The organism is Nostoc sp. FACHB-892, assembly GCF_014698795.1.
Classification (GTDB): domain Bacteria; phylum Cyanobacteriota; class Cyanobacteriia; order Cyanobacteriales; family Nostocaceae; genus Nostoc.
Genome location: NZ_JACJTR010000006.1, coordinates 288,840 through 309,298, shown reverse-complemented (window position 1 = coordinate 309,298; position 20,459 = coordinate 288,840). Strand labels below are relative to the sequence as shown.

At 40.8% G+C, this 20,459-nt stretch carries 23 protein-coding genes and 1 pseudogene; 12 read left to right on the top strand and 12 right to left on the bottom strand.

The window, feature by feature from the left end; all coding sequences use genetic code 11:
* Window positions 1-42: 42 nt before the first annotated feature.
* The 5 genes from cbiD to H6G96_RS11260 all read right to left on the bottom strand — a co-directional run bounded on the left by cbiD (window position 43) and on the right by H6G96_RS11260 (window position 2,424).
* Window positions 43-1,155 carry a cobalt-precorrin-5B (C(1))-methyltransferase CbiD gene (gene cbiD / locus H6G96_RS11280; RefSeq protein WP_190911526.1) on the bottom strand — a complete coding sequence of 371 codons (1,113 nt, stop codon included), beginning with the start codon at window positions 1,153-1,155 and terminating at the stop codon, window positions 43-45.
* 158 nt (window positions 1,156-1,313) lie between these two features.
* Window positions 1,314-1,442, bottom strand: a complete 129-nt coding sequence (locus H6G96_RS42340; RefSeq protein ID WP_277932911.1) for a hypothetical protein — start codon at window positions 1,440-1,442, stop codon at window positions 1,314-1,316.
* Between the two features lie 169 nt (window positions 1,443-1,611).
* Window positions 1,612-1,884 carry a hypothetical protein gene (locus H6G96_RS11270; protein ID WP_190911525.1) on the bottom strand — a complete coding sequence of 91 codons (273 nt, stop codon included), beginning with the start codon at window positions 1,882-1,884 and terminating at the stop codon, window positions 1,612-1,614.
* 68 nt (window positions 1,885-1,952) lie between these two features.
* Window positions 1,953-2,189, bottom strand: a complete 237-nt coding sequence (locus tag H6G96_RS11265; RefSeq protein ID WP_190911524.1) for a hypothetical protein — start codon at window positions 2,187-2,189, stop codon at window positions 1,953-1,955.
* 40 nt (window positions 2,190-2,229) lie between these two features.
* On the bottom strand, window positions 2,230-2,424 hold the full coding sequence (locus H6G96_RS11260) for a DUF433 domain-containing protein (protein WP_190911577.1): 195 nt from the start codon (window positions 2,422-2,424) through the stop codon (window positions 2,230-2,232).
* A 117-nt stretch (window positions 2,425-2,541) separates the two neighbouring features.
* Here H6G96_RS11260 and H6G96_RS11255 point away from each other — a divergent pair, with 117 nt between their 5' ends.
* The 3 genes from H6G96_RS11255 (at window position 2,542) to H6G96_RS11245 (ending at window position 5,865) form a co-directional block, all read left to right on the top strand.
* Window positions 2,542-2,922 carry a VOC family protein gene (locus H6G96_RS11255; RefSeq protein ID WP_190911523.1) on the top strand — a complete coding sequence of 127 codons (381 nt, stop codon included), beginning with the start codon at window positions 2,542-2,544 and terminating at the stop codon, window positions 2,920-2,922.
* Window positions 2,923-2,994: 72 nt separating this feature from the next.
* Window positions 2,995-3,876, top strand: coding sequence for a ribosome biogenesis GTPase YlqF (ylqF, locus tag H6G96_RS11250; protein ID WP_190911522.1), 882 nt, complete (start codon window positions 2,995-2,997; stop codon window positions 3,874-3,876).
* Window positions 3,877-4,212: 336 nt separating this feature from the next.
* The gene (locus H6G96_RS11245; RefSeq protein WP_190911521.1) at window positions 4,213-5,865 is read left to right on the top strand and encodes an adenylate/guanylate cyclase domain-containing protein; all 1,653 of its coding nucleotides are present in this window, start codon (window positions 4,213-4,215) and stop codon (window positions 5,863-5,865) included.
* An 82-nt stretch (window positions 5,866-5,947) separates the two neighbouring features.
* On the opposite strand, the gene H6G96_RS11240 is transcribed toward H6G96_RS11245, so the two are convergent.
* Complete coding sequence (locus H6G96_RS11240) at window positions 5,948-6,571, bottom strand: Uma2 family endonuclease (RefSeq protein WP_190911520.1); 624 nt, start codon at window positions 6,569-6,571, stop codon at window positions 5,948-5,950.
* A 227-nt stretch (window positions 6,572-6,798) separates the two neighbouring features.
* Between H6G96_RS11240 and H6G96_RS11235 the strand changes: the two genes are divergently transcribed.
* Together H6G96_RS11235 and H6G96_RS11230 are read left to right on the top strand one after the other, a co-directional pair.
* Window positions 6,799-8,166: an NAD-dependent succinate-semialdehyde dehydrogenase gene (locus tag H6G96_RS11235; RefSeq protein WP_190911576.1), complete on the top strand. Its 1,368-nt coding sequence runs from the start codon at window positions 6,799-6,801 to the stop codon at window positions 8,164-8,166.
* Between the two features lie 152 nt (window positions 8,167-8,318).
* Window positions 8,319-9,962, top strand: coding sequence for an acetolactate synthase large subunit (locus tag H6G96_RS11230; RefSeq protein ID WP_190911519.1), 1,644 nt, complete (start codon window positions 8,319-8,321; stop codon window positions 9,960-9,962).
* An 84-nt stretch (window positions 9,963-10,046) separates the two neighbouring features.
* On the opposite strand, the gene arsS is transcribed toward H6G96_RS11230, so the two are convergent.
* From arsS to H6G96_RS11205, 5 genes are all read right to left on the bottom strand, one after another.
* Window positions 10,047-11,036: an arsenosugar biosynthesis radical SAM (seleno)protein ArsS gene (gene arsS, locus H6G96_RS11225; RefSeq protein WP_190911518.1), complete on the bottom strand. Its 990-nt coding sequence runs from the start codon at window positions 11,034-11,036 to the stop codon at window positions 10,047-10,049.
* Window positions 11,037-11,082: 46 nt separating this feature from the next.
* Window positions 11,083-12,042, bottom strand: a complete 960-nt coding sequence (locus tag H6G96_RS11220; protein ID WP_190911517.1) for an inorganic phosphate transporter — start codon at window positions 12,040-12,042, stop codon at window positions 11,083-11,085.
* 296 nt (window positions 12,043-12,338) lie between these two features.
* Entirely contained in the window at window positions 12,339-13,307 is a 969-nt protein-coding gene (arsM, locus tag H6G96_RS11215) for an arsenosugar biosynthesis arsenite methyltransferase ArsM (protein WP_190911516.1), read from the bottom strand.
* 234 nt (window positions 13,308-13,541) lie between these two features.
* Window positions 13,542-14,216, bottom strand: a complete 675-nt coding sequence (locus H6G96_RS11210; protein WP_190911515.1) for a response regulator transcription factor — start codon at window positions 14,214-14,216, stop codon at window positions 13,542-13,544.
* 194 nt (window positions 14,217-14,410) lie between these two features.
* On the bottom strand, window positions 14,411-14,698 hold the full coding sequence (locus H6G96_RS11205; protein ID WP_190911514.1) for a Mo-dependent nitrogenase C-terminal domain-containing protein: 288 nt from the start codon (window positions 14,696-14,698) through the stop codon (window positions 14,411-14,413).
* Window positions 14,699-15,100: 402 nt separating this feature from the next.
* Here H6G96_RS11205 and H6G96_RS11200 point away from each other — a divergent pair, with 402 nt between their 5' ends.
* Window positions 15,101-15,718: a class I SAM-dependent methyltransferase gene (locus tag H6G96_RS11200; protein WP_190911513.1), complete on the top strand. Its 618-nt coding sequence runs from the start codon at window positions 15,101-15,103 to the stop codon at window positions 15,716-15,718.
* Between the two features lie 75 nt (window positions 15,719-15,793).
* On the opposite strand, the gene H6G96_RS11195 is transcribed toward H6G96_RS11200, so the two are convergent.
* Window positions 15,794-16,306, bottom strand: coding sequence for a GNAT family N-acetyltransferase (locus H6G96_RS11195; RefSeq protein ID WP_190911512.1), 513 nt, complete (start codon window positions 16,304-16,306; stop codon window positions 15,794-15,796).
* Window positions 16,307-16,638: 332 nt separating this feature from the next.
* Between H6G96_RS11195 and H6G96_RS11190 the strand changes: the two genes are divergently transcribed.
* The 6 genes and pseudogenes from H6G96_RS11190 to H6G96_RS11170 all read left to right on the top strand — a co-directional run bounded on the left by H6G96_RS11190 (window position 16,639) and on the right by H6G96_RS11170 (window position 20,013).
* On the top strand, window positions 16,639-16,830 hold the full coding sequence (locus H6G96_RS11190) for a hypothetical protein (protein WP_190911511.1): 192 nt from the start codon (window positions 16,639-16,641) through the stop codon (window positions 16,828-16,830).
* 434 nt (window positions 16,831-17,264) lie between these two features.
* Window positions 17,265-17,594, top strand: coding sequence for a hypothetical protein (locus H6G96_RS11185; RefSeq protein WP_190911510.1), 330 nt, complete (start codon window positions 17,265-17,267; stop codon window positions 17,592-17,594).
* Between the two features lie 72 nt (window positions 17,595-17,666).
* Window positions 17,667-18,215 (top strand): GIY-YIG nuclease family protein, encoded by a 549-nt coding sequence (locus tag H6G96_RS11180; protein WP_190911509.1) that lies wholly within the window; start codon window positions 17,667-17,669, stop codon window positions 18,213-18,215.
* A gap of 60 nt (window positions 18,216-18,275) precedes the next feature.
* Window positions 18,276-18,432 (top strand): annotated as a pseudogene (locus H6G96_RS41265) (serine/threonine protein kinase); the annotation flags it as partial.
* Between the two features lie 927 nt (window positions 18,433-19,359).
* Entirely contained in the window at window positions 19,360-19,719 is a 360-nt protein-coding gene (locus tag H6G96_RS11175) for a Mo-dependent nitrogenase C-terminal domain-containing protein (protein WP_190911508.1), read from the top strand.
* Between the two features lie 21 nt (window positions 19,720-19,740).
* Window positions 19,741-20,013 carry a cupin domain-containing protein gene (locus H6G96_RS11170; protein WP_190911507.1) on the top strand — a complete coding sequence of 91 codons (273 nt, stop codon included), beginning with the start codon at window positions 19,741-19,743 and terminating at the stop codon, window positions 20,011-20,013.
* The last annotated feature ends 446 nt before the right edge of the window (window positions 20,014-20,459 follow it).

Here is a 20,459-nt window from a genome sequence, read left to right as displayed (position 1 = left end):
AGAAATTATTTATTTGGATTGTTTACGATTATTCATAATAAATTAACATAATTTTCCCATCAACAGACCAGCAGTTTTACTCTTCACGATAATTTTGCGATCGCGATCAAAGAGGATAGAACCACAAATTGTTACTCCTGTGCCCTTTTCGCTATGACTTTGGATGTATTCTTTAGAACGGACATCGATGGCTTCGGTGATCGCACTATAAACTTGATTTACCCAATTACTACCAGTTGCAGCGTCGAGCGATTTTAGGTATGTTAGTGCGGCTTCAGCGGTTGCGCTGTTAAACACAGCTTGGATATCTGGTGATTTTAAACCTGCGATCGCACAGTGTGCTGCTAAGATTTCTCGCCGTCCATCAGCCAAGTAGTGATGGGTGTGAAAAATCCCTCCTGCCAGTTTCATCAGCTTACCGTGATAACCAAATAATAAGATTTCCTTTACACCCAGCACATTAGCTTCTACTAACATTGGGCCGAGCCAGTTAGCAGTTTTGACCAATTGTTCAGGATTAATCCCTAGTTTACGCGCCAAATCTAGGCCATTCTCCCCGATACAGAGTACTAAATTTTCAAAACGACTGGCTTTATTTTGTAATTCAGCTCGAAAAACAGCAAGCTGATCTGGTGTACTCAAAGGTTGAGAAATGCCGGTTGTGCCTAAAAGGGAAAGTCCTTCAACCACGCCAAAAGCAGAATTTGAAGTTCTAACAGCAAGCGATCGCCCTTCGGGTAAAATAATCGTCACCGTGATTTTTTCTTCCGGCGCTAGCATCCGTTGCAAGTTTTCTTTTAAAAGCCTTTGAGCATAAGCATAAATAGCAGGCTTGTCATCAGCATTCATCTGTCTGCCAATTCCTTCCCCGCCTTTAATAATTATTGCTTCCCCCTCTTCTCTCCACTCCACCAATGCCCAAATCGGTGTATCTTTAGTCAGGTCAAGATTATCACCAGGATCGCTGCGGGTGATTGCTAAAGCTGCATTCTCAGATAATCCCGCTACCTGTTCAATGGGGATTTCAGCGATTTGAGCGGGTTCAATCAAATCTACAGAGGCAAAAGTTAGGGATTTGCGATCGTGTAACCAGTGTAAAGCTGCAACAGCAGCAGCACAGGCAAAGACGGGAAGTGTGTATCCAGGACGGGACATTTTTTAAATTCAAAAGTCAAAATAATTCTTCAAAAATAAAGACAGTTTTAGATAGCAATTTAGACCAAAAATGTAGCTTACTTCCTTCAGGGTAGCGTTCTTGCTCACCTCCCGAACTCAACAAAGAGACTCAATACGGTCAGCGTGCAACAGGCTTGTTAAACCGTGTTTACTTTGCTGAGTTCGACGCGACCGTTTTCAAATACTTGCACCATTAGCTGATAACCCTCCATCAGGGACATCCCAACGAGTGGTTCTGAATCAGCCTCATCGACCGGGATTATCAAAATATCTCCATCCCAAACTAAAACTACTTCATAGACATTGAAAACGCATTCACTCCCATCTCCGAGAATGGCTCGCCCTCGCCTCTTCCATCTCAGATTTAACTGCCATCTGAGCCACAGATTGAAATTGAAATAATCGGTTCCAAATCCGCGTTAACGATTCCGGCGATCATACGGCTTTTTTCGTGCGTCCGCCGAATCGACGAACATGGCGAGAACCAATGCGGACAATCCAGATTCGAGCGTCTGGGTAACGGGCTTCGAGGCGATCGCAGGCTGCGATTTCACTTGCATCGACTTCAAAAGCTCCGGTTTCGATGTCGATCGCCACAATCTTACCATGATTATCTGCTTCAACCTGTGAGCGCACCTGAGATTCATAAATCTCATCGCCACGTCGAGCGAATTCTTCTTTGCTGTAACGGGGTTGGTGAACTGTCATAGAAATAGCCTCGTGTTCACGCCTCTAATTTTTCTACTTTAGGACTACAATTTAGACCTTATCTTTAATCATATGGGTTGGATAACTGTTCGACTTGCGCCTACCAAGCTATCCGACTTGGTTTTATTTTCGGACAAAGTTATCTCTGTCGCCGGAACAGGTCTAAACTCTTCAGGGTACGCCCGAACAATTCCCATTCGGCCTGGCTGGGTTCCGAAAAATAATGCACCCACGTGCGATTCTACAATCTGTGAAACAATGCGATCGCATTGTTTCACGGGGATACCACAAACTTCTTCTGGCATCGGCAGCAAAAGCTAGACAAGCTTTGATGCCTTCAGAAGTTTATTCAGAAAAATCCTCTAAGATTTCTGCTTCAGTCATTCCGCCCGCAAGATACTCCAAAATATCATAAACAGTGCTTCGGATTCCTCGGATACAGGGTTTACCACTGCGTTTTCCTGGTTCAATCGTAATAAGGAACTTCCAATTATCCCATCCCTGTGGGACGCGGGCGCAGGGACTTGCGCCCCTACAAATCTAGAAATTATTTGGGATAATTTATTTTTTGGAAGTTCTTAATGTCGTGGTAATTCATAAATTAGTCAAGATATTAGACTTCTTGTTAGTTAAAAGTTGAAAGGGCGATAGACAAATATGGTTTTCCAGTACACTAAGGCATTTGTCACCATAGCATCGGTTAATTGTGATAATTTAGTGGATTTTTATACCAAATTGCTGGAGCAAAAGCCAGTTATTTTAATTCCGAATGTCTATGCTGAGTTTAATTTGCTTAATATGCGTTTAGGTATTTTTAAACCAAAGAACACAAATGAATCGGAATTTGAAGCCATTGCTAAAAGTAAGATAAGTTTGTGTTTAGAGGTGAGTAACTTAGAAGATGCGATCGCTCACCTAACAGCATTGGGTTATCCCCCACCAGGAAATATTTCCATTGCTTCCCACGGCAGAGAAATTTATGCTTATGACCTTGATGGCAATCGTCTGATTTTACATCAAGCCAACGAAGAGTGCTGAGTTAGGAGTTATTATTCTCCCCTAGTCCCGTTTATTGGCGATAATTAAGTAATTGGTAATTAATAATAAATTATGGCTATAACTCAAAACTATAGATTAAACCTGATTCAATGGTATCCAGGTCACATTGCTAAAGCTGAAAAGAAGCTCAAAGAACAGCTTAAACGCGTAGATGTGGTGTTTGAGGTACGAGATGCCCGGATTCCCTTAGCGACTCACCATCCCCAAATAGGTGAGTGGGTGGAGGGTAAGAAACGGGTGTTGATACTTAACCGAGTCGATATGATTACGCCGCAAATGCGATCGCTGTGGATGGATTGGTTTAAACGTCAAGGGGAAGTCCCTTATTTTACCAACGCTCAACATGGAAAAGGTATAGCAGAAGTGGCGCGGGCAGCGCAAGCCGCCGGGGTAGAACTCAATCAAAGAAGAAGCGATCGCGGGATGTTACCTCGTCCAGTCCGGGCTGTGGTGATTGGTTTTCCTAATGTCGGTAAATCAGCTTTGATTAACCGCCTGTTGGGAAAGCGAGTAGTGGAAAGTGCAGCCCGTCCTGGGGTGACTCGCCAACTGCGCTGGGTGCGAATTTCTGAACATTTAGAATTGCTAGATGCTCCTGGTGTCATCCCTTTAAGATTGGAAGACCAAGACGCAGCATTGAAATTAGCCATTTGTGATGATATCGGTGAAGCATCTTATGATAACCAACTTGTAGCAGCAGCCCTAGTAGATTTACTAAACTATTTGGATGCTGTAGCTACAGATTTATTACCGAAGAAGCCATTACAGTCCCGTTACCAGCTCGATTCGACATCCGACACTGGAGATACCTATTTGCACGCCTTGGCAGAGCATCGTTACAAAGGTGATGTAGAGCGAGCTGCAAGGCAACTTTTAACAGATTTTCGCAAGGGGTTGTTGGGTGAACTGAGTTTGGAATTACCTCCTAACTAGATGACAAGCACTTTCAGATCGTTTTTAAGTAGCAATCAAAAATCTGGATACTCGGCTTTGGTGATATCTGGGTGGTAGTAATAAGTCAAAACGCCCCCTGCTTTTGCGTATCATTGCTACCGTAAGTTGAAAATTTGGTGGCTCCCCTTTACAAAGGGATTCAAACCCCCTCTATACTGAACCTACAGCAAAATGACCTCCAATGTAATATCCGTCACATATAGTTGTCGGATTGCAGTTAACAGTGTCATAAAGAAAAGGTGAAGGTTAACCTGTAGGGTATAACTTAACTTTAGAGTTGCTTGCACCTCTAGCTTCGATGGATCTATCACACTCATGACTGAACTCACACTACGCCTACAAGAGGGAGATACCGAGACAACGATCGCAGTTGATCAAGATATATTCACAATTGGTCGTTTGCCGGAATGTAACTTATATTTACCTTTTGCTGGAGTATCCCGCAACCATGCTCGCTTGGTGAAAAAGGCTGACGGTGTGTGGACTATTGAGGATCTAGGTAGCAAAAACGGGACGCAAGTAAATAAATATCTTGTTAAGTTCCCCCAAGAGTTACATCACGGCGATGTTATTTGGTTAGGCAATGTTAACTTGGTAGTATTGCTCACAAGCCCCGCGTCTCAATCTACACCTGAGTATTCCCCAACTTCGGAAAGTAATGAGCAAAGAACAATCCTTCACAATGTCGAACAATTACAACAGCAATGGATCGCAGCTGATAGCAAAGATGGTGACATCAGCAATAAGGACAAAACCATTGCTCGTCTCAAAGACTTAGTAGATATAGCTAAAAATCTTTGTGCAGCAGCATCTATAGAAGAGATTTTTTCTCAAGTGCAGCAAGTAGTTTTTCGTTACCTTGATAGTATCGAACGCTTGGCATTATTAATTGATGTTAATGGTTGCGGTCAATTAGAGTTAGTGAACGCTGCCACTAGAAACGTTTCCCAACAGAAACATCTTGCTTCTGATGGGAGTTGGATTAGTCGTAGTATTTGCCAAAAGGTATTTGAGGAAAAAGTCGTCATTCAAACCGCCGATACCCATCAAGATGAACGGTTTGCTAGTGAACAGAGTATTTTGGTCAAAGGCATTCGCAGCGCGATGGCAGTGCCTTTATGGGATGAAAATAAAGTTGTAGGCGTACTGTATGCTGATGCCAATCTTTCTTCTTACCATTGGGCAAATGAAGGCGAAGAAGAACTCAGCTTTTTTTCGGCTTTAGCAAACCTTGTGGCTTCTAGCGTGCAGCGTTGGCTATTGGTAGAGAAACTCAAAACTGAAGAGATGATTCGTCACCGACTAGAACGCTATCATTCTCCAGCAGTTGTGCAGCAGTTAATCTCTATAGGCGGATTACCGGGTGGTCGTTTAGCTCCCACCGAGAGCGAAATCAGTATTTTGTTTGCAGATTTGGTTGGCTTTACGGCAATCTCTGAACGGTTAACGCCAACTGCGATTGCTCAACTATTAAATAATTTATTTGAAGAAATGCTAAAAGAAGTGTTTACTTGCGGTGGCACTTTAGATAAATATATTGGCGATTGCATTATGGCATTTTTTGGCGCTCCCGAACCGCAAGTGGATCACGCCGATCGCGCTGTTACTGCTGCCAAGGGAATGCTCACTCGTCTGGAACATCTGAATGCCAATGGTTTTTGGCACGAACCGCTTCAATTACGTATTGCTATTAATAGTGGTAAGGCTGTTGTGGGAGATGTCGGTAGTTCCCAAAGGGTAGATTATACGGCATTAGGCGGGACGATTAATCTTGCTGCTCGCATGGAAGCAGTTTGTCCTCCTAGTGAATGTGTGATTAGTCAAGCTACTCATAAAATGCTTTCACACCCCTCAGACTTTGAGGAAATGGGAGATTATCGTTTCAAAGGTATTGAACGATTGGTAAAGGTTTATCAGACAAAATTGCAGCAAGCGTCAACAATCATTAATCCATTTATTAATCTTTAAGCATTGGGCATAGGGAATAGGGAAAAATGGTTAATTATTTCAAATAAAAAATATCTAACTATTTATTGTGGAGTGGGCGAATTTAGCTGACCATGCCAGCGCGAAAAATTTGTTCTGCGGTCAAATTCAACTCTGGAAAAGTTGGCGACTGGATACGCTCATCTCTTCGAAACTTACTAATGCGATACTCACCTTCTTCTAAACAGCAAATTAAAATAGTAGGTTGTTTGGGTTTGCCAATAAATTCCCTACCGCCCAATGCACCATAATCTACAATCCAGTATTCAGGAATTCCCATTTCTTCATAGTCAGCGTATTTTTTCAGATAATCATCACGCCAGTTTGTACTTACCACCTCAATTACTAAAGGAATTGATGCTGCTTGAGTAACAGTTGATTCTTTTTTCCACCGAGGTTCATTAACTAAATTAGTAAGATTTAGGAGCAGCAAATCTGGCGAATAAGCTGATTCGTTTTCAAGTGGTTTGACTAATACTGTTTTTGGTATACCATACCGCAGTCCGAGACGACTATATTCTAAAGTGATTTTTGTAGATAAAAATACAACAATCTCTTCATGGTCGCCTGTTGGTTGGGGCATTTCTACTACTACTCCATCATATAGTTCATAACGTTGTCCTGTGTTATCTGGATATTTAGCAACGAATTCATCGAATGTAACTACTTTGCCTAAAACTTGAGTCATAGATTGATTCCTCGATTGTGGAAATTATAACAACTTTAATTGGATTTAATTTATCAATATTAATACTTATTGATTGGTATACTTTAATTCAATCAAAGTTGCGAAATTGTAATATTGGACAGCTAATTCTTGGTTAAAAGACTAGAATTTGGGTAGTAGCTTCTTAAATTTATATGTATAACATTAGGAAGCCTACTTCAAGCTATTTTTTAACGGGAGGTCAGGTAATGGCGATCGCCACCATTAATCCCGCCACTGGGGAGACGCTCAAAACCTTTGAGCCACTCAATGATGCAGAAATTGCCGCTAAACTCGATTTGGCTAATCAGACTTTTGAAAAGTATCGTCAGACTAGTTTCTCTCAACGATCGCTCTGGCTACAAAAGGCTGCTGATATTTTAGAGCAAGACAAAGCAGAATTTGCTAAATTGATGACTCTAGAAATGGGTAAGCCATTTAAAGCTGCGATCGCGGAAGTCGAAAAATGCGCTGTCGTCTGTCGCTACTATGCTGAACACGCTCCTGCTTTTCTAGCTGATGTTTCTGTAAAAACTGATGCTAGCCAAAGTTTTGTTCGCTACCAACCAATGGGTGCAATTCTCGCGGTGATGCCGTGGAATTTCCCCTTTTGGCAAGTGTTCCGCTTTGCTGCACCAGCGCTAATGGCAGGAAATGTCGGCTTACTCAAACACGCTTCCAATGTGCCGCAGTGTGCCTTGGCAATTGAAGATATTATCCGACGCGCAGGTTTTCCTGAAGGTGCGTTTCAAACTCTATTAATAGGCGCTGCCAAAGTTGCTGATTTGATGGCTGATGACCGTGTAAAAGCTGCCACATTGACAGGAAGCGAACCAGCAGGTGCATCCCTCGCCGTCGCCGCCGGCAAACAAATTAAAAAAACCGTCTTGGAATTGGGAGGAAGTGACCCGTTTATTGTGTTAGAAAGTGCTGACTTAGAGACAGCAGTTGTCACAGCTACTACAGCACGGATGTTGAATAACGGGCAATCATGTATTGCAGCGAAACGTTTTATTGTCGCAGAAGCGATCGCAGATAAATTTGAAAAATTGCTTTTAGAAAAATTTGAGGCGCTAAAAGTAGGCGATCCCATGCAACCAGATATCGATTTAGGCCCACTGGCAACTCCTGGTATTCTCCAGGATTTAGACCAACAAGTGCAAGCTGCTACAAAAAGCGGTGGTAAAGTCCTCACCGGTGGACATTCTTTATCAGATCGTCCAGGTAACTTTTATCCGCCAACGATTATCATCGATATCCCGCTTGAAGCACCAATTGCCAAAGAAGAATTCTTTGGCCCGGTAGCCTTGTTATTTCGGGTTCCAGATATCGATGCTGCCATTAAACTCGCTAATGACATCCCCTTTGGATTAGGTGCAAGTGCTTGGACAACCAACGACCAAGAGAGCGATCGCTTGGTTGAGGAAATCGAAGCCGGTGCCGTATTTATCAACAGTATGGTCAAATCTGATCCCCGGTTGCCCTTTGGTGGTATTAAGCGTTCTGGATATGGCAGAGAATTGAGCATCCAGGGTATACATGAGTTTGTCAATGTTAAAACTGTGTGGGTTAAATGATTAGGGATTAGGGACTGGGTATTGGGATTAGGAATTAGAGATTACAAATTAAATTTTGGGAAAGATATTTTCATTCCCCACTTTCCAGTCCTCAGTCCCCAGTCACCAATCCCCATTCCCCAATATTTATTCGTCAATAGTTAGGAAATAAAATGAATACAGCAGAGTTATTGGTGCAGTGCCTAGAAAATGAAGGAGTGCAATATATTTTTGGACTCCCTGGCGAAGAAAATTTGCACGTTTTAGAAGCATTAAAACATTCTTCCATTAAATTTATTACGACTCGTCATGAACAGGGTGCAGCATTCATGGCCGATGTCTACGGACGCTTAACAGGAAAAGCCGGGGTGTGTCTTTCTACTCTTGGGCCTGGGGCAACTAACTTGATGACTGGGGTAGCAGATGCTAACCTCGATGGTGCGCCCTTAGTGGCGATTACCGGTCAAGTGGGGACAGATAGAATGCACATTGAATCCCATCAATATTTAGATTTGGTGGCAATGTTTGCACCTGTTACCAAGTGGAACAAGCAGATTGTGCGGCCGAGTATTACACCAGAAGTAGTACGAAAAGCATTTAAGCGATCGCAATCTGAAAAACCTGGTGCGGTTCACATAGATTTGCCAGAAAATATTGCTGCCATGCCCGTCGAAGGCAAACCTTTGCGTAAGGATAACATCGAAAAAACCTATGCATCTTTTGCTAGCATTCGGGCAGCAGCCGCCGCAATTTGCCAAGCAGTTAACCCATTAATCTTAGTCGGAAATGGGGCAATTCGCGCTCAAGCAAGTGATGCCGTCACGCAATTTGCAACATTGCTAAATATACCCGTTGCTAATACCTTCATGGGTAAAGGCATTATTCCCTACACACATCAATTAGCTTTGTGGTCAGTGGGATTACAGCAAAGAGATTATATTACTTGTGGCTTTGATAACACAGATTTAGTAATTGCGATCGGCTATGATTTGATTGAATTTTCCCCCAAAAAATGGAATCGTAATGGTGAAATTCCCATTGTGCATATTGGGGTAAATCCGGCGGAAATTGATAGTAGTTATATTCCCAACGCCGAAGTAGTGGGAGATATTTCAGATTCCCTTTATGAAATTTTAAAATTAGCAGACCGACAAGGTAAACCCGATCCTTTTGCCATTAGCTTAAGGTCAGATATTCGGGCTGACTACGAACAGTATGCCCATGATGATGGATTTCCCATAAAGCCGCAAAAGTTAATTTATGACTTACGCCAAGTGATGGGGCCAGATGATATTGTCATCTCTGATGTTGGCGCACATAAGATGTGGATGGCCCGTCATTACCATTGCCATAGTCCCAATACTTGCATAATTTCCAACGGCTTCGCAGCTATGGGTATTGCTATTCCTGGCGCTTTAGCAGCAAAACTCGTTCATCCCAACCGCAAAGTCGTGGCTGTAACAGGCGATGGCGGCTTTATGATGAATTCTCAGGAATTAGAAACAGCCTTGCGTGTCGGTACGCCCTTTGTCACCATAATTTTCAATGATGGTGGTTATGGGTTAATTGAGTGGAAGCAAGAAAATCAATTTGGCAAAGGAAACTCATCTTTTGTGCATTTTAGCAATCCTGATTTTGTAAAATTAGCCGAAAGCATGGGTTTAAAAGGCTACCGAGTTGAATCGGCTTTAGATTTGATTCCCACTTTGAAAGAAGCCCTCGCTCAAGATGTACCCGCCGTGATAGATTGTCCCGTAGACTATCGGGAAAATCACCGCTTTAGTCAAAAAGCCGGCGAGTTGAGTTGTGCGGTGTAGAAAGTTAAGAGTTATTTATTCGGGACTTAAACATTTTTGAGCCAGGGTAAGGAGAATACACTAAAGGCTCAAGAATAGCTAATTTCACAGCAAAGCACCACCACAACTAGAACCACATCCAGCAGTACAACCATAGCAATAAGCAGCAGTTTGGATCTCACTAATCAGGTCTAAACTGCCAGCTTCTAATAGTTTGCTAACTGTCAAGGTTTCACCGTTGCGATTTTTAGCAGGCAAATTCATCATTTGATTAAAGTCACAATCATATACATTACCTAGATAGTCAATTGAAAGTTCATCGCGACACATCAAATGTTCAACTGTACTAGGATTAAAATGCGATTCTAAAAACTGCAAATAGCTGGTGTACAGTTTTCTCCGTTCTAAATGCATTTTGGTTCTACCAACTGGTAGATTGGTAATGGCGAAGAGGTTGTTAAATACAATATTAAAATGTTCTTGCAAGAACATTTTGTAATCTTGTTCTAGGTTGGACTGTTCAGGAGCTAAGGAAAATTTTTCATTAGTGGGTAACTGGGGATTAAATATCAAGTCCAAAATTAAATTTGGTTTTTTACCATAGCCACGTTGGTTAAGCCACTGCAAAGCTTTGACTGAACTATCAAAAACACCAGCACCGCGCATTTTATCAACATTATCTGCTAAATAGCAGGGTAGGGAAGCTACAACTCTTATTTGGTGTTGAGCAAAATATTCTGGTAAATCAGCAAATCCATCTTCAAAATAAATGGTCAAATTAGACCGGACAATAACTTGCTTCCCGCTTGCTCTTGCTGCTTCTACAAGTGGCTTAAATCCATAATTCATTTCTGGTGCGCCACCAGTCAAATCCACAATTTGAATTTCGGGAAATTTATGCATTAGCGAAATCAATTGCTCACAAATTTCAGGAGAAAGTTCTTCTGTACGCTTCGGGCCAGCTTCGACATGACAGTGTGTACAGGCAAGGTTACAACGCTTACCGAGATTAATTTGTAAAACAGTAATTCCCTTTTTTGTCAAAGGGGAATTTAGTTTATTTTTAAATGGTATGGCTATTGATTGAGTTTGCATTAGTTACTACTCCTTAAACATGGCAAAATATATTCAATCAATTTCTCTAACCTTGCAATAATCTGTAAGTTATTCCACTAATAATTGCAGCAGTAGGTAAAGTTAAAATCCACGATAATAATATCTGAAAAAAAACACGTATATTGGCTTTTTTTCCAGTTAATCCCACTCCAAAAATAGAACCAACTGAAACGTAAGTGGTGGAAACTGGAAATCCAAAACTACTAGCTGCAATAACTAGAACTCCAGTTACTATATTTGCTGATAAGCCTTGAGTATGATTCAATGAGGTAATCTTTTCACTCATGGTTACTGCAACTTTTTGGGAGTTTAGTAAACCGCCAAGTGCCATTGCGATCGCAATCGTGATCATTCCCCCCTGAATCGAAAAATACTCAATAACTAGAATGAGTGAGAAAATCTTGGGAGTATCATTTAATCCTCTAGCAAAACTGACAATTCCCGCACTCATAAAATGGCAAGTATCAATAATTCTCTGATTGACTCGTAGATTCCATTTTGAAATGATACAGTTAGATAAGCTATAAATTCCTGCTCCTAAGGGAATAGCAATGATGGGACTGAGTAATAAAGGCAAAATAAAGGAAGTTCCCAAAGCTGCAAAATTAACTTTGAGTCCGATCGCAACTAATCCAGCCCCAACCAGCGCACCTGTTAAACTGTGAGTTGTGGAAATGGGAAATCCCATGAAGGTGGCTATCAGTACAGTTAAACCAGCAGCGATCGCAACTGCCAGATGAAACTCTGGTGAATTAGCGATCGCATCAGGCACTAGTCCTTTTCCAGAAAAATTTGCGATTAATATACTTGCCAAAAAAGTTGCAGCAACCGCACCAGCCAAAGTTGTAAAAGTTGCCCACAGAATTGCTGTTTGATAGCTGCTGGTTCGGCTACCAAACAACGTCGCTACCCCTTTAAAGTTGTCATTTGCCCCATTGGAATATGCTAAAAAAAGCGTGGCGATAAATAAACTAATTAACAACATTTCGGGGTTATAAAGAAGAAATAAGAATCCAGAATCCAGAATTCAAAATGCAATTACTAAAATATTAAAATTGTGCATTCATTCCCCAGGGATGCACTGAGCTTGTCGAAGTGTCGTACAGAATTGTTCTGAATTCTGACTCCTGACATCTGAATTCTTTCTTAACGTCAGTTCGAGTTAAGAAAGAATTCAGCGTTAGTTGACGGAAACGACACAAACACGTTGAAATATCTCAGAATCAAGCAACGGTGTAATAAGGGTTTCAGCTTATCTCGAACTCAGGTTTTCTTAAGAAATTAACAGCAACCACCACCGCTATAGTGCCAGGTTGAATCGGTAATAATTATTTCTGCTGGCTTGATAGCCGCAAGTTTAGCAGCAGTTTTATCACATACTGCTGCGGGAATACCTAGCTGAAGTAGATGTCCTGCTGAGTCGTCGAAGAAGGGTTCCAAGCCAGCATAAACTGCTGTTTTTCCCGTAAAGATACAAGCACCATCTTCTGGAATAGCAACTTTAAAGGAGACAGAATCTAGGCTTTCTAAAAGTAGGTGTTCTTCTAAATTATAAGTTTGGGAATCTAGTAAACGGTAAGGACGACGGGCGCGAATTTCAACTTGACCAAAGCCAGCATTTGTAATTCGTTCAGTATACTCTTCATAAGTGAGTGCGCCTGATAAACACATGGCTCTGAGCCGTTCATCTTGTTGAAGATGTGCTGGAATTGGACTAGTGGTAATTGGATCGCTCATCTGCAAGCGTCCGCCCGGTTTTAATATCCGATAGGCTTCTTTTAAAGCACGGGTTAAATCTTCTGGTTCAAAGATGTTGAAAAGGCAATTTTGCGCTACGATATCGACACTAGCATCAGCAACAGGTAAGTTAAAAGCATCACCTTCGCGGATTTCTACAAAACTGGTGTCAAACCAGGGGTTTTCTTGAGCAGCAATTTCCAGATTGCGTGCAGCTGCTTCTCGCATAGCCCCAACCGGTTCAACGGCAATCACAGCACCTACATAGCGGGAAAAATAAGCGAATTGTAACGCTTCTAAGCCGCCGCCAACACCGACATACAGCACAGTAGGCTGGTTTCCTAATTCAGTGGGGTGAACGGTAGTGCCACAACCATAGTTCATTTCCTGCATTGGCAAAGGAATTTTCAACCCTGGTAGTTGCAGGGGTGTACTTTGCACACAACAAAGTCCAACTTGCGGGGTTTGGGCAACTTCACGGTAGAATTGCGCTGCTGTTTCTAGATAGGTCATGCAATTTTAGATTTTAGATGATCACAGCTTTGTGCATCCTAATACAATTAACCCTGAGTTTGGATGAGTTTTTACTCAAATTGCCAAAAACCGCAAATCTTCATCCGATAAAAGTTTTTGGGGCATCTGCGTTAATCGAAATTTAACATTAATCATTAGGGGAGCAGGGGGAGCAGGGGGAGCAGAGGAAGGAAGAACAACTATTGCCCCATGCCCAATGCCTAATGCCCAAATTCAATCATGCAACGTGTAGCCAACACCACTCACCGTTTGAATAAGGCACTTTTCGTTATTGGCTTCAAGTTTTAGACGCAGGTAGCGCATATGAAGTTCGATGATGTTAGCATCGCCTATGAAGTCATAACCCCAGACTTCTCCTAAAATGCGATCGCACGTAATTATCTGTCGCGGATGGGTCAGTAAATATTCCAGTAAATCAAATTCCTTGGCAGTTAACTCAATTAACCTCTGCTCTCGGTACACTTGGCGCGTGCGACGATTTAAAGTTAGACCTTTAAACTCTAAAACATCTGCGGTGCCTACTTGCTGGCTTCTTCGCAGGTGAGTGTCAACTCTTGCTAATAATTCATCAACGCTGAAGGGTTTAACAAGGTAATCATCAGCACCAGCGTCTAAGCCTACAATGCGATCGCTCACTTCATCTTTCACGGTTAATAAGATTATCGGCACTTTATCACCAATACTTCGCAGGCTGCGGCAAATTTCTAAACCCGACAAACCAGGCAACATCCAGTCTAAAATTACTAAATCTAGATGTAACTTACGCGCTGCGGTAAGTGCAGTTAATCCATCGTAGGCAATACTGACTTGATAGCCTTCATAATTCAATTCCAACTCGACAAATCGTGCCAGTTTGACTTCATCTTCAACCAGTAAGATGTGCGTCATGATAATGTTAATAATTTCAGCAGGGTACGGTAAGCAGAAATACGGTCTGGAAACACTTTAGCGAGGTGCAAGCTACTTAAATAGCCAAACATCTAAATTAGGTGTACGTTAGCTTAGTATAAACCTAGGTAAGTAACAACCGTAAATCTGCAATTACCGATGGCTGCTTGATCAAAGAACGATCCAACTGGCTATTAGCAATAAACTGTGACATCTTCACCGCATTCATCAGCAAGATAACAGAGCGCTTTAAAACGCAAACCAACTACTTCCTCGTATAGGGGATTTAATTTACACATCGGAGGAATGTGAAACAGCTTCCGGCTAAAGAGCGTAATATCTCGCTCGAAGGGACACTGAGCAGGAATAGCTTTGCACAAGAAATGAGCCAATTTGGAGTTATGAATTTCTATCGTTTCCAACCACTCGCGGACTGGGTGCAGTAGATCATTGTGTAATTGTTGTTGAATAAAGCTTGTCATAATTTTTCACCTTAATCATTTCAAACTAGATTGAGTTTGTTTTATTTGAACCTCTATAGATAAATACGGTTAGATTCTATAGTTTTATGCACTGATTAATCATTCTTTATTTCTCTACAGAGATAGAATGAGTCTCTAGGCACACTGTTAACTACAGATTCAATTGCCAAGGTTCCGGATAACTTATACCATTCCCAAAAATTATTGCAACAAATCAATCAGATGTAGGGGCTTATAGCTGTAACCTCTAGCAACATATTTTTAACAAGAATTTCGTGAAATGGGATTGTGCCAAACGCTAGGCTAGATATTGCCAAGCTGCAAAGCTATAACCAATTTCTTGGAGGTGCAGCTAAACTTACCCTAGAAAAGCGATGAGCTTCAGGGAAGCTGCTAAAACTAATGACTAATGACTTTTTTAGTAACAAAAAGTTCCTTTTTGACCTATGGGCACCAAGTTACGACTGGCTCTTTCCTTCGGTGTTTTATCGAGCCGTTCACAAACGATTGCTTGAGTACGTCGATTTACCAGAGCTAGCAAACGTACTTGATATCGGGTGTGGTACTGGACGCTTACTTGAGCGCCTTGCTACTCAGTTTCCCAACCTGCAAGCCACCGGATTGGATTTATCTACTAATATGTTGCAGGTAGCAAGACAGAGCAACCGCCACCGTCCACGCTTAATTTATGTTGAGGGTAAAGCTGAGTTTCTTCCCTTTGCTGATGGTCAATTTGATGCTGTTTTCAGCACTATCAGCTTCTTGCACTATTTAGAACCTAACCAGGTGGTTAGTGAGATAGCGCGGGTACTTTCTCCTGGTGGACGCTTCTACTTGGTTGACATTACTTCTAAAAAAGAAGGAGAACCGCAAATACTGCCAGTCTCTCCCCGTGGCATTAGGCTCTACAGCCCTAATCAACGTCAACTTCTTGGCTCCTCTGCTGGGCTATTGTGTTTGAATCACCACTATTTACTAGGGCCAGTCTTACTAACGATTTTTGCTAAACCTCCGATTTAAAAATGGGGAATAGGGAATGGGGGGATAGGAAAGGGTTGGAAACAGCTTGTATCAAGCCTTTTTTGCAAATATTAATTACGAATTACCTCGATATTCCATGAACACCACAGGAACTCTGAGCAGTCTTTTAGCTAACTGCGAGAATCTAAATTTCCCCTTGAGCGAAGACTTGCTTCTTGTCGTAGGAAATTGTGGCAAGTCTTCAAAAGATATTGGTACAAAACCAAAGCGACTGTAAAACTGCGCCAATCGTTCACCTAGACATTCAAGATAAAGTGGTTGCGTTGCTGTATTAATCAAATGCTGCGTTAGCAAAGTACCCAAACCGCGCCCTCTCCAAGCTGATGCAACGACCAAACTACCAAGTTCTTGTGCCCCTGAGAAATTACGTAGCTGTCCACAAGCTACCAAATTGCGTAGGCTTTGCCCGCCGTAGGCATCGCATTCAACTATCCAAAATTGCTGCCAATTTAATTGGGTTGGGTCGAGTTTCGCTGAAAACACCAGCAATCGAATCGGCCACTTATCCGCAGAGGTTGCCTTGCGAAGCATACACCCAGATGGTAACGATAGATTGCTCTGGTTCATTAGTTATACTTTGATAATTTGTATCATAATCATCACATCATATTATTCACCTAAGCAGACTCAGATCACTTGCCATTTCCTGGCAACTATCAATACAGTAATTCCAAAAGCATCTTGGACATAAAACCCATTCCAAGTTCTCTTTTAACCATAGAAAGCCTTGTCAGGTTTAAAAACTCTGTATTTCTGGGTTTTTTTCAGTATACATGGGTAGTACTAAACAATACTTTCGATAGAGGTAGAAATCAGCCATAACTATATCTGGATAGATGCACTCAGACTATTAATCTTCTTAAGATAATACCAACAATAAAATTATTAGGAATGTAATAATGTCTGAACCACAAAAAGCTGGTAGCCAAGAAAATACACCCGCTTCTGGTAATTACGAAACCAGTCTTGACGAAAGTAAGCGCAAAACTGGCGATGATGAAAAGAGCGATGCTAAACCTACTGCTACACCAGAAGCACCTGAAAATGATTCTGTAGCAGGTAGCCCCAATCAGGGAACTGAGTCACGTTAAGTGGTTTGATCTTTCCCAAGTTTCAATAATCTACTTGGGTTTTTTTAGTAACTCTGATTTACTAAACTTTGAGTGGATAGTTGTGGTTTATATCACGACTATCCACTCATTTTTGTTGTGTGAGAATCGTTTTTAGGGAGGATAGGGTCTGGTGTGATAAATGCGTAGGCGCAGCCCACCATAGGCTATCGCTTTAGTATAATATCTGAAGTTTGTCAGTACAGCATTAAGGATAAATCTGTTAAACTTCACGATTCTTAATCATGTCAGCTTACTCCTGTGGCTGACAGAAGTCACACAATCCAATAGGCTGATTTTAAAGTGGGAATTTTTCATAAAGCTCATCTGCACCAAAAGGCAGGCTTGTCCAGCACTTTTGGATTCTTGCCTATCCTCTCTTATCACTTAGCCCTTAATAGCTACCTATACAGAAAATGATCCTTAAAATCGTCCAGAACTTTGATAGCAGTTTCACTCTTGAAGCACAAGCTCAAGAAACTTTATTCAATTTATTGACAAGCGAGGCTTTTTTAAGCCAAATTCGTCAACAGTTACAGTGTGAGCAAGTTAAATTTACAGAATTACTTTTTCAACCAGTTCCTTACAGCTTAACTACCACTAAAGGAATGCCAGCAGAATTTGAAAAGTATCATGAATCTGATGAATATGCCATTATCAACGTTCCACCAAATTTTATGTTTAGTGCTAAGATTTTTAAACCCAGTCGCCTTTGTGCAATCTACCAAAAATTTGATAATGAGTAATTTTAAAGATAGTTTTTCCCTAATTAGCAATTCTTAATCTTGCAGGCAAATAGTAAGTTTAATATTTGATGTATGGCTCTTGAAACGAATCTTTCTTCTTTGGCAGCCCTGGAATACATTCCTTACATTGACGATCGCGGTCAATTACCCGAACAATTTCAAGGTAAAATCGGGGTATATGCCATCTTTAACCAAGAAAAAGTGCTGCAATTTGTAGGATATTCTCGTGATGTTTACCTCAGCCTCAAGCAGCATTTAGTCCGTCAACCACAGCAATGCTATTGGGTAAAAGTTGAAACTATTGAACGCCCTAGTCGCACAATTTTAGAAAATACTGAAAATGCTTGGATTACTGAAAATGGCAGTGTGCCTTGGGGAAATGGGGATCAAAAAGAAAAATGGACTCATCCTATTGATGTCAAAGTTTTAATGACATCTGAAGAACAGGCAAATTATCAAAATCCAGCTAATGATGAATTAGCACAAATAAAAATTATTAAAAATGTAGCGCGGAGAGTAGAAGCAGAAATTTCAACGCAATTGTTAGAAGTGCGTGGTTTGCAAATACAAATTCGCTTCAATCCTAAATTGAAAGAAGAAGGTTTACTAGATTTGAAATGAAGGTAGTTTTGCGGAAAATTATCTTAGGAATATTGCTTGTAATCTCCCATGACAATATAGCTGCTGAACGATCGCTATCAAGTTATTCACACACTGGGCGCTGGTGGATTTGGTGAAACCTATCTAGCAGAAGATACGTACCTATATAGCTTCAAAGCGCCGTTGTGTGGTTAAACAGCTAATATCGATTCACTACAATCCCCAAATCTCCCAGTTAAGCTGTTACGCATTTAACTTGAACATTTACATGAAGGCTGTTGACGGTTAACAGTTAACAGCCTAAATTACTGTCAAAATTAGAGCAGCAGAATGTAGAGCATATCAGCAAATATCAAGATTGTTACGGCTTGAAATATTTTAAAAGATAATACTTTCATAATTATAGCATTTCACAGAATACTTGACCTATACAACGGTTCTCCTTTGCATGAAGTACATTTTTAAATCTCACCCCTAACCCCTCTCTTTAGCAAGAAGAAGGGAGTATTTGCGTGTCTCAAATACAAGATGAGGTTCAGACTGTATTGCACTAAAGTGAGAACCTCTGTATTGGTAGGGACATCACACACGATATATTTATTGCAAATATTCTTATAAGTGCTATACTTCTTTAAGTATATTAGCTTGGACTTATCAAACTATTTATTGCTACTTATTAGATAATATCTAAGTTAGCTAGTGTAACATACCGGACAGATTACTAGATATTTAATAGCCTAAAATCGCTGGATATTAGAGGCTAATCCTAGCAAAATCTATATGGAGTTAGAGCGAAACTGTTTTTTTGTTACCCAAAGTCCATCTCTAGATACTAGGCAGTTTGAGAACCAAGCATTTATACAGGCATTTATATGTGATATATAAAATTGCTATCTCGAAGATTAGCAATCCATAAGTTAAAGAAATGCCATATTTATATTTTCTTTGTTATTTTGTATTTAACGGGACAGTTCTTCCTCATTTGGTGGGCTTAAATAACAATTAGTTAAACCATTTCCCCCCAAAGATCCATGTAAATTCTTTGCCTTGTGCTTATTCTCCTTCCTAACTTCCAAGCACAATGCAAATTGACCAGATAGATTACATGGTAATATTGCAAATCGGCAAATAGTTCATCTACACAAGGAAAACCTTGCCTACGACTATGCTTAAAACAATTAATCAGCGTATTTTTCTGCCTGCTTTTATTAGCCCTTTAGAAGAAAAGAATCAAAAAGGTAGTAAAAAGCAATTTACTAGACCGAAATTAGATTTTCTGCAACCATTACGTCAATGGTTAGACAAAATCGAAATTCAGAATCGGAAGTTAGCCAAATTAATTGCTAAAGTGATCCCCGCTCAGTGTCCATTCGAGCGCGATATCACGCTTTTTGGTCGCAAAATAGGTCACATTCCGCCAATGTGCAAGCTCAATCCGCTTTATAACGAACTTGTCTATTTGCGTTTTCGCGCTTTGTGTTATCTAGTAGATCAGTGTGGAGAGGATATTCAATCCTACTGCTGAACATAACTAGAGAAAACCAATATGGACATTAAAATTGAGCATCAACCCCAACAAGAACGCCTCAATGAATTGGGTGTCTTTAAATGGGAAATTTGGAAAAAGGAAGTATCAAAATTTCCTTGGACTTATGATTCTCAAGAAACTTGCTACTTTCTAGAAGGTGACGTACTTGTTACTCCTGATGGTGGACAATCAGTGCAAATGGGTAAAGGCGATTTGGTGACTTTTCCTGCTGGTATGTCTTGCACATGGGAAATTACCAAGGACGTGAAAAAACATTATTACTTTGATTAATCAACGGAAAAGCGTGATCCCCTTTGTTTAATTGATGATCTAGAAGGTGAATATCTCATAATTTAGTTGAGATTTCTAGTATAGGGCGATTCGCAGTAAGTGTTGTAAGATAAAGTGGCAGAATCGGTAAATTGCTTATATCCATATCTGTCAAAACTTGTTGCAACTACATCCCCTAAACAATATTTGTAGAAATAAATAGTCTCATTTACTGCAAAATTTGCAGTAAATTCTTGGTTGGTGGCTGATAACTAAAAATGTGAAAAGCTTAAGATCCCCGACTTCTTTGAGAAGTCGGGGATCTTATTTATTGAAATTTATTATAGCGATCGCCACCACTGTTAATCTTAGGAGTTCATAATCGTGTTAGTGGGAGTTTAATTACAGAAAATGCTATTTAGCAGAAAAAAATTTTGTCCCACACCATTTTATTGAGGGAAATCATC

Bases quoted from the DNA above. Each gene is read 5' to 3' on its own strand.
- H6G96_RS11240 (WP_190911520.1), bottom strand. From the start codon at position 6,571: ATGACTCAAGTTTTAGGCAAAGTAGTTACATTCGATGAATTCGTTGCT.
- H6G96_RS11200 (WP_190911513.1), top strand. From the start codon at position 15,101: ATGACTAATGACTTTTTTAGTAACAAAAAGTTCCTTTTTGACCTATGG.
- H6G96_RS11205 (WP_190911514.1), bottom strand. From the start codon at position 14,698: ATGACAAGCTTTATTCAACAACAATTACACAATGATCTACTGCACCCA.
- cbiD (WP_190911526.1), bottom strand. From the start codon at position 1,155: ATGTCCCGTCCTGGATACACACTTCCCGTCTTTGCCTGTGCTGCTGCT.
- H6G96_RS11185 (WP_190911510.1), top strand. From the start codon at position 17,265: ATGATCCTTAAAATCGTCCAGAACTTTGATAGCAGTTTCACTCTTGAA.
- H6G96_RS11170 (WP_190911507.1), top strand. From the start codon at position 19,741: ATGGACATTAAAATTGAGCATCAACCCCAACAAGAACGCCTCAATGAA.
- H6G96_RS11220 (WP_190911517.1), bottom strand. From the start codon at position 12,042: ATGTTGTTAATTAGTTTATTTATCGCCACGCTTTTTTTAGCATATTCC.
- H6G96_RS11190 (WP_190911511.1), top strand. From the start codon at position 16,639: ATGTCTGAACCACAAAAAGCTGGTAGCCAAGAAAATACACCCGCTTCT.
- H6G96_RS11235 (WP_190911576.1), top strand. From the start codon at position 6,799: ATGGCGATCGCCACCATTAATCCCGCCACTGGGGAGACGCTCAAAACC.
- arsS (WP_190911518.1), bottom strand. From the start codon at position 11,036: ATGCAAACTCAATCAATAGCCATACCATTTAAAAATAAACTAAATTCC.
- H6G96_RS11175 (WP_190911508.1), top strand. From the start codon at position 19,360: ATGCTTAAAACAATTAATCAGCGTATTTTTCTGCCTGCTTTTATTAGC.
- H6G96_RS11265 (WP_190911524.1), bottom strand. From the start codon at position 2,189: ATGCCAGAAGAAGTTTGTGGTATCCCCGTGAAACAATGCGATCGCATT.
- arsM (WP_190911516.1), bottom strand. From the start codon at position 13,307: ATGACCTATCTAGAAACAGCAGCGCAATTCTACCGTGAAGTTGCCCAA.
- H6G96_RS11255 (WP_190911523.1), top strand. From the start codon at position 2,542: ATGGTTTTCCAGTACACTAAGGCATTTGTCACCATAGCATCGGTTAAT.
- H6G96_RS11195 (WP_190911512.1), bottom strand. From the start codon at position 16,306: ATGAACCAGAGCAATCTATCGTTACCATCTGGGTGTATGCTTCGCAAG.
- H6G96_RS11210 (WP_190911515.1), bottom strand. From the start codon at position 14,216: ATGACGCACATCTTACTGGTTGAAGATGAAGTCAAACTGGCACGATTT.
- H6G96_RS11245 (WP_190911521.1), top strand. From the start codon at position 4,213: ATGACTGAACTCACACTACGCCTACAAGAGGGAGATACCGAGACAACG.
- H6G96_RS11180 (WP_190911509.1), top strand. From the start codon at position 17,667: ATGGCTCTTGAAACGAATCTTTCTTCTTTGGCAGCCCTGGAATACATT.
- H6G96_RS11270 (WP_190911525.1), bottom strand. From the start codon at position 1,884: ATGACAGTTCACCAACCCCGTTACAGCAAAGAAGAATTCGCTCGACGT.
- H6G96_RS11230 (WP_190911519.1), top strand. From the start codon at position 8,319: ATGAATACAGCAGAGTTATTGGTGCAGTGCCTAGAAAATGAAGGAGTG.
- ylqF (WP_190911522.1), top strand. From the start codon at position 2,995: ATGGCTATAACTCAAAACTATAGATTAAACCTGATTCAATGGTATCCA.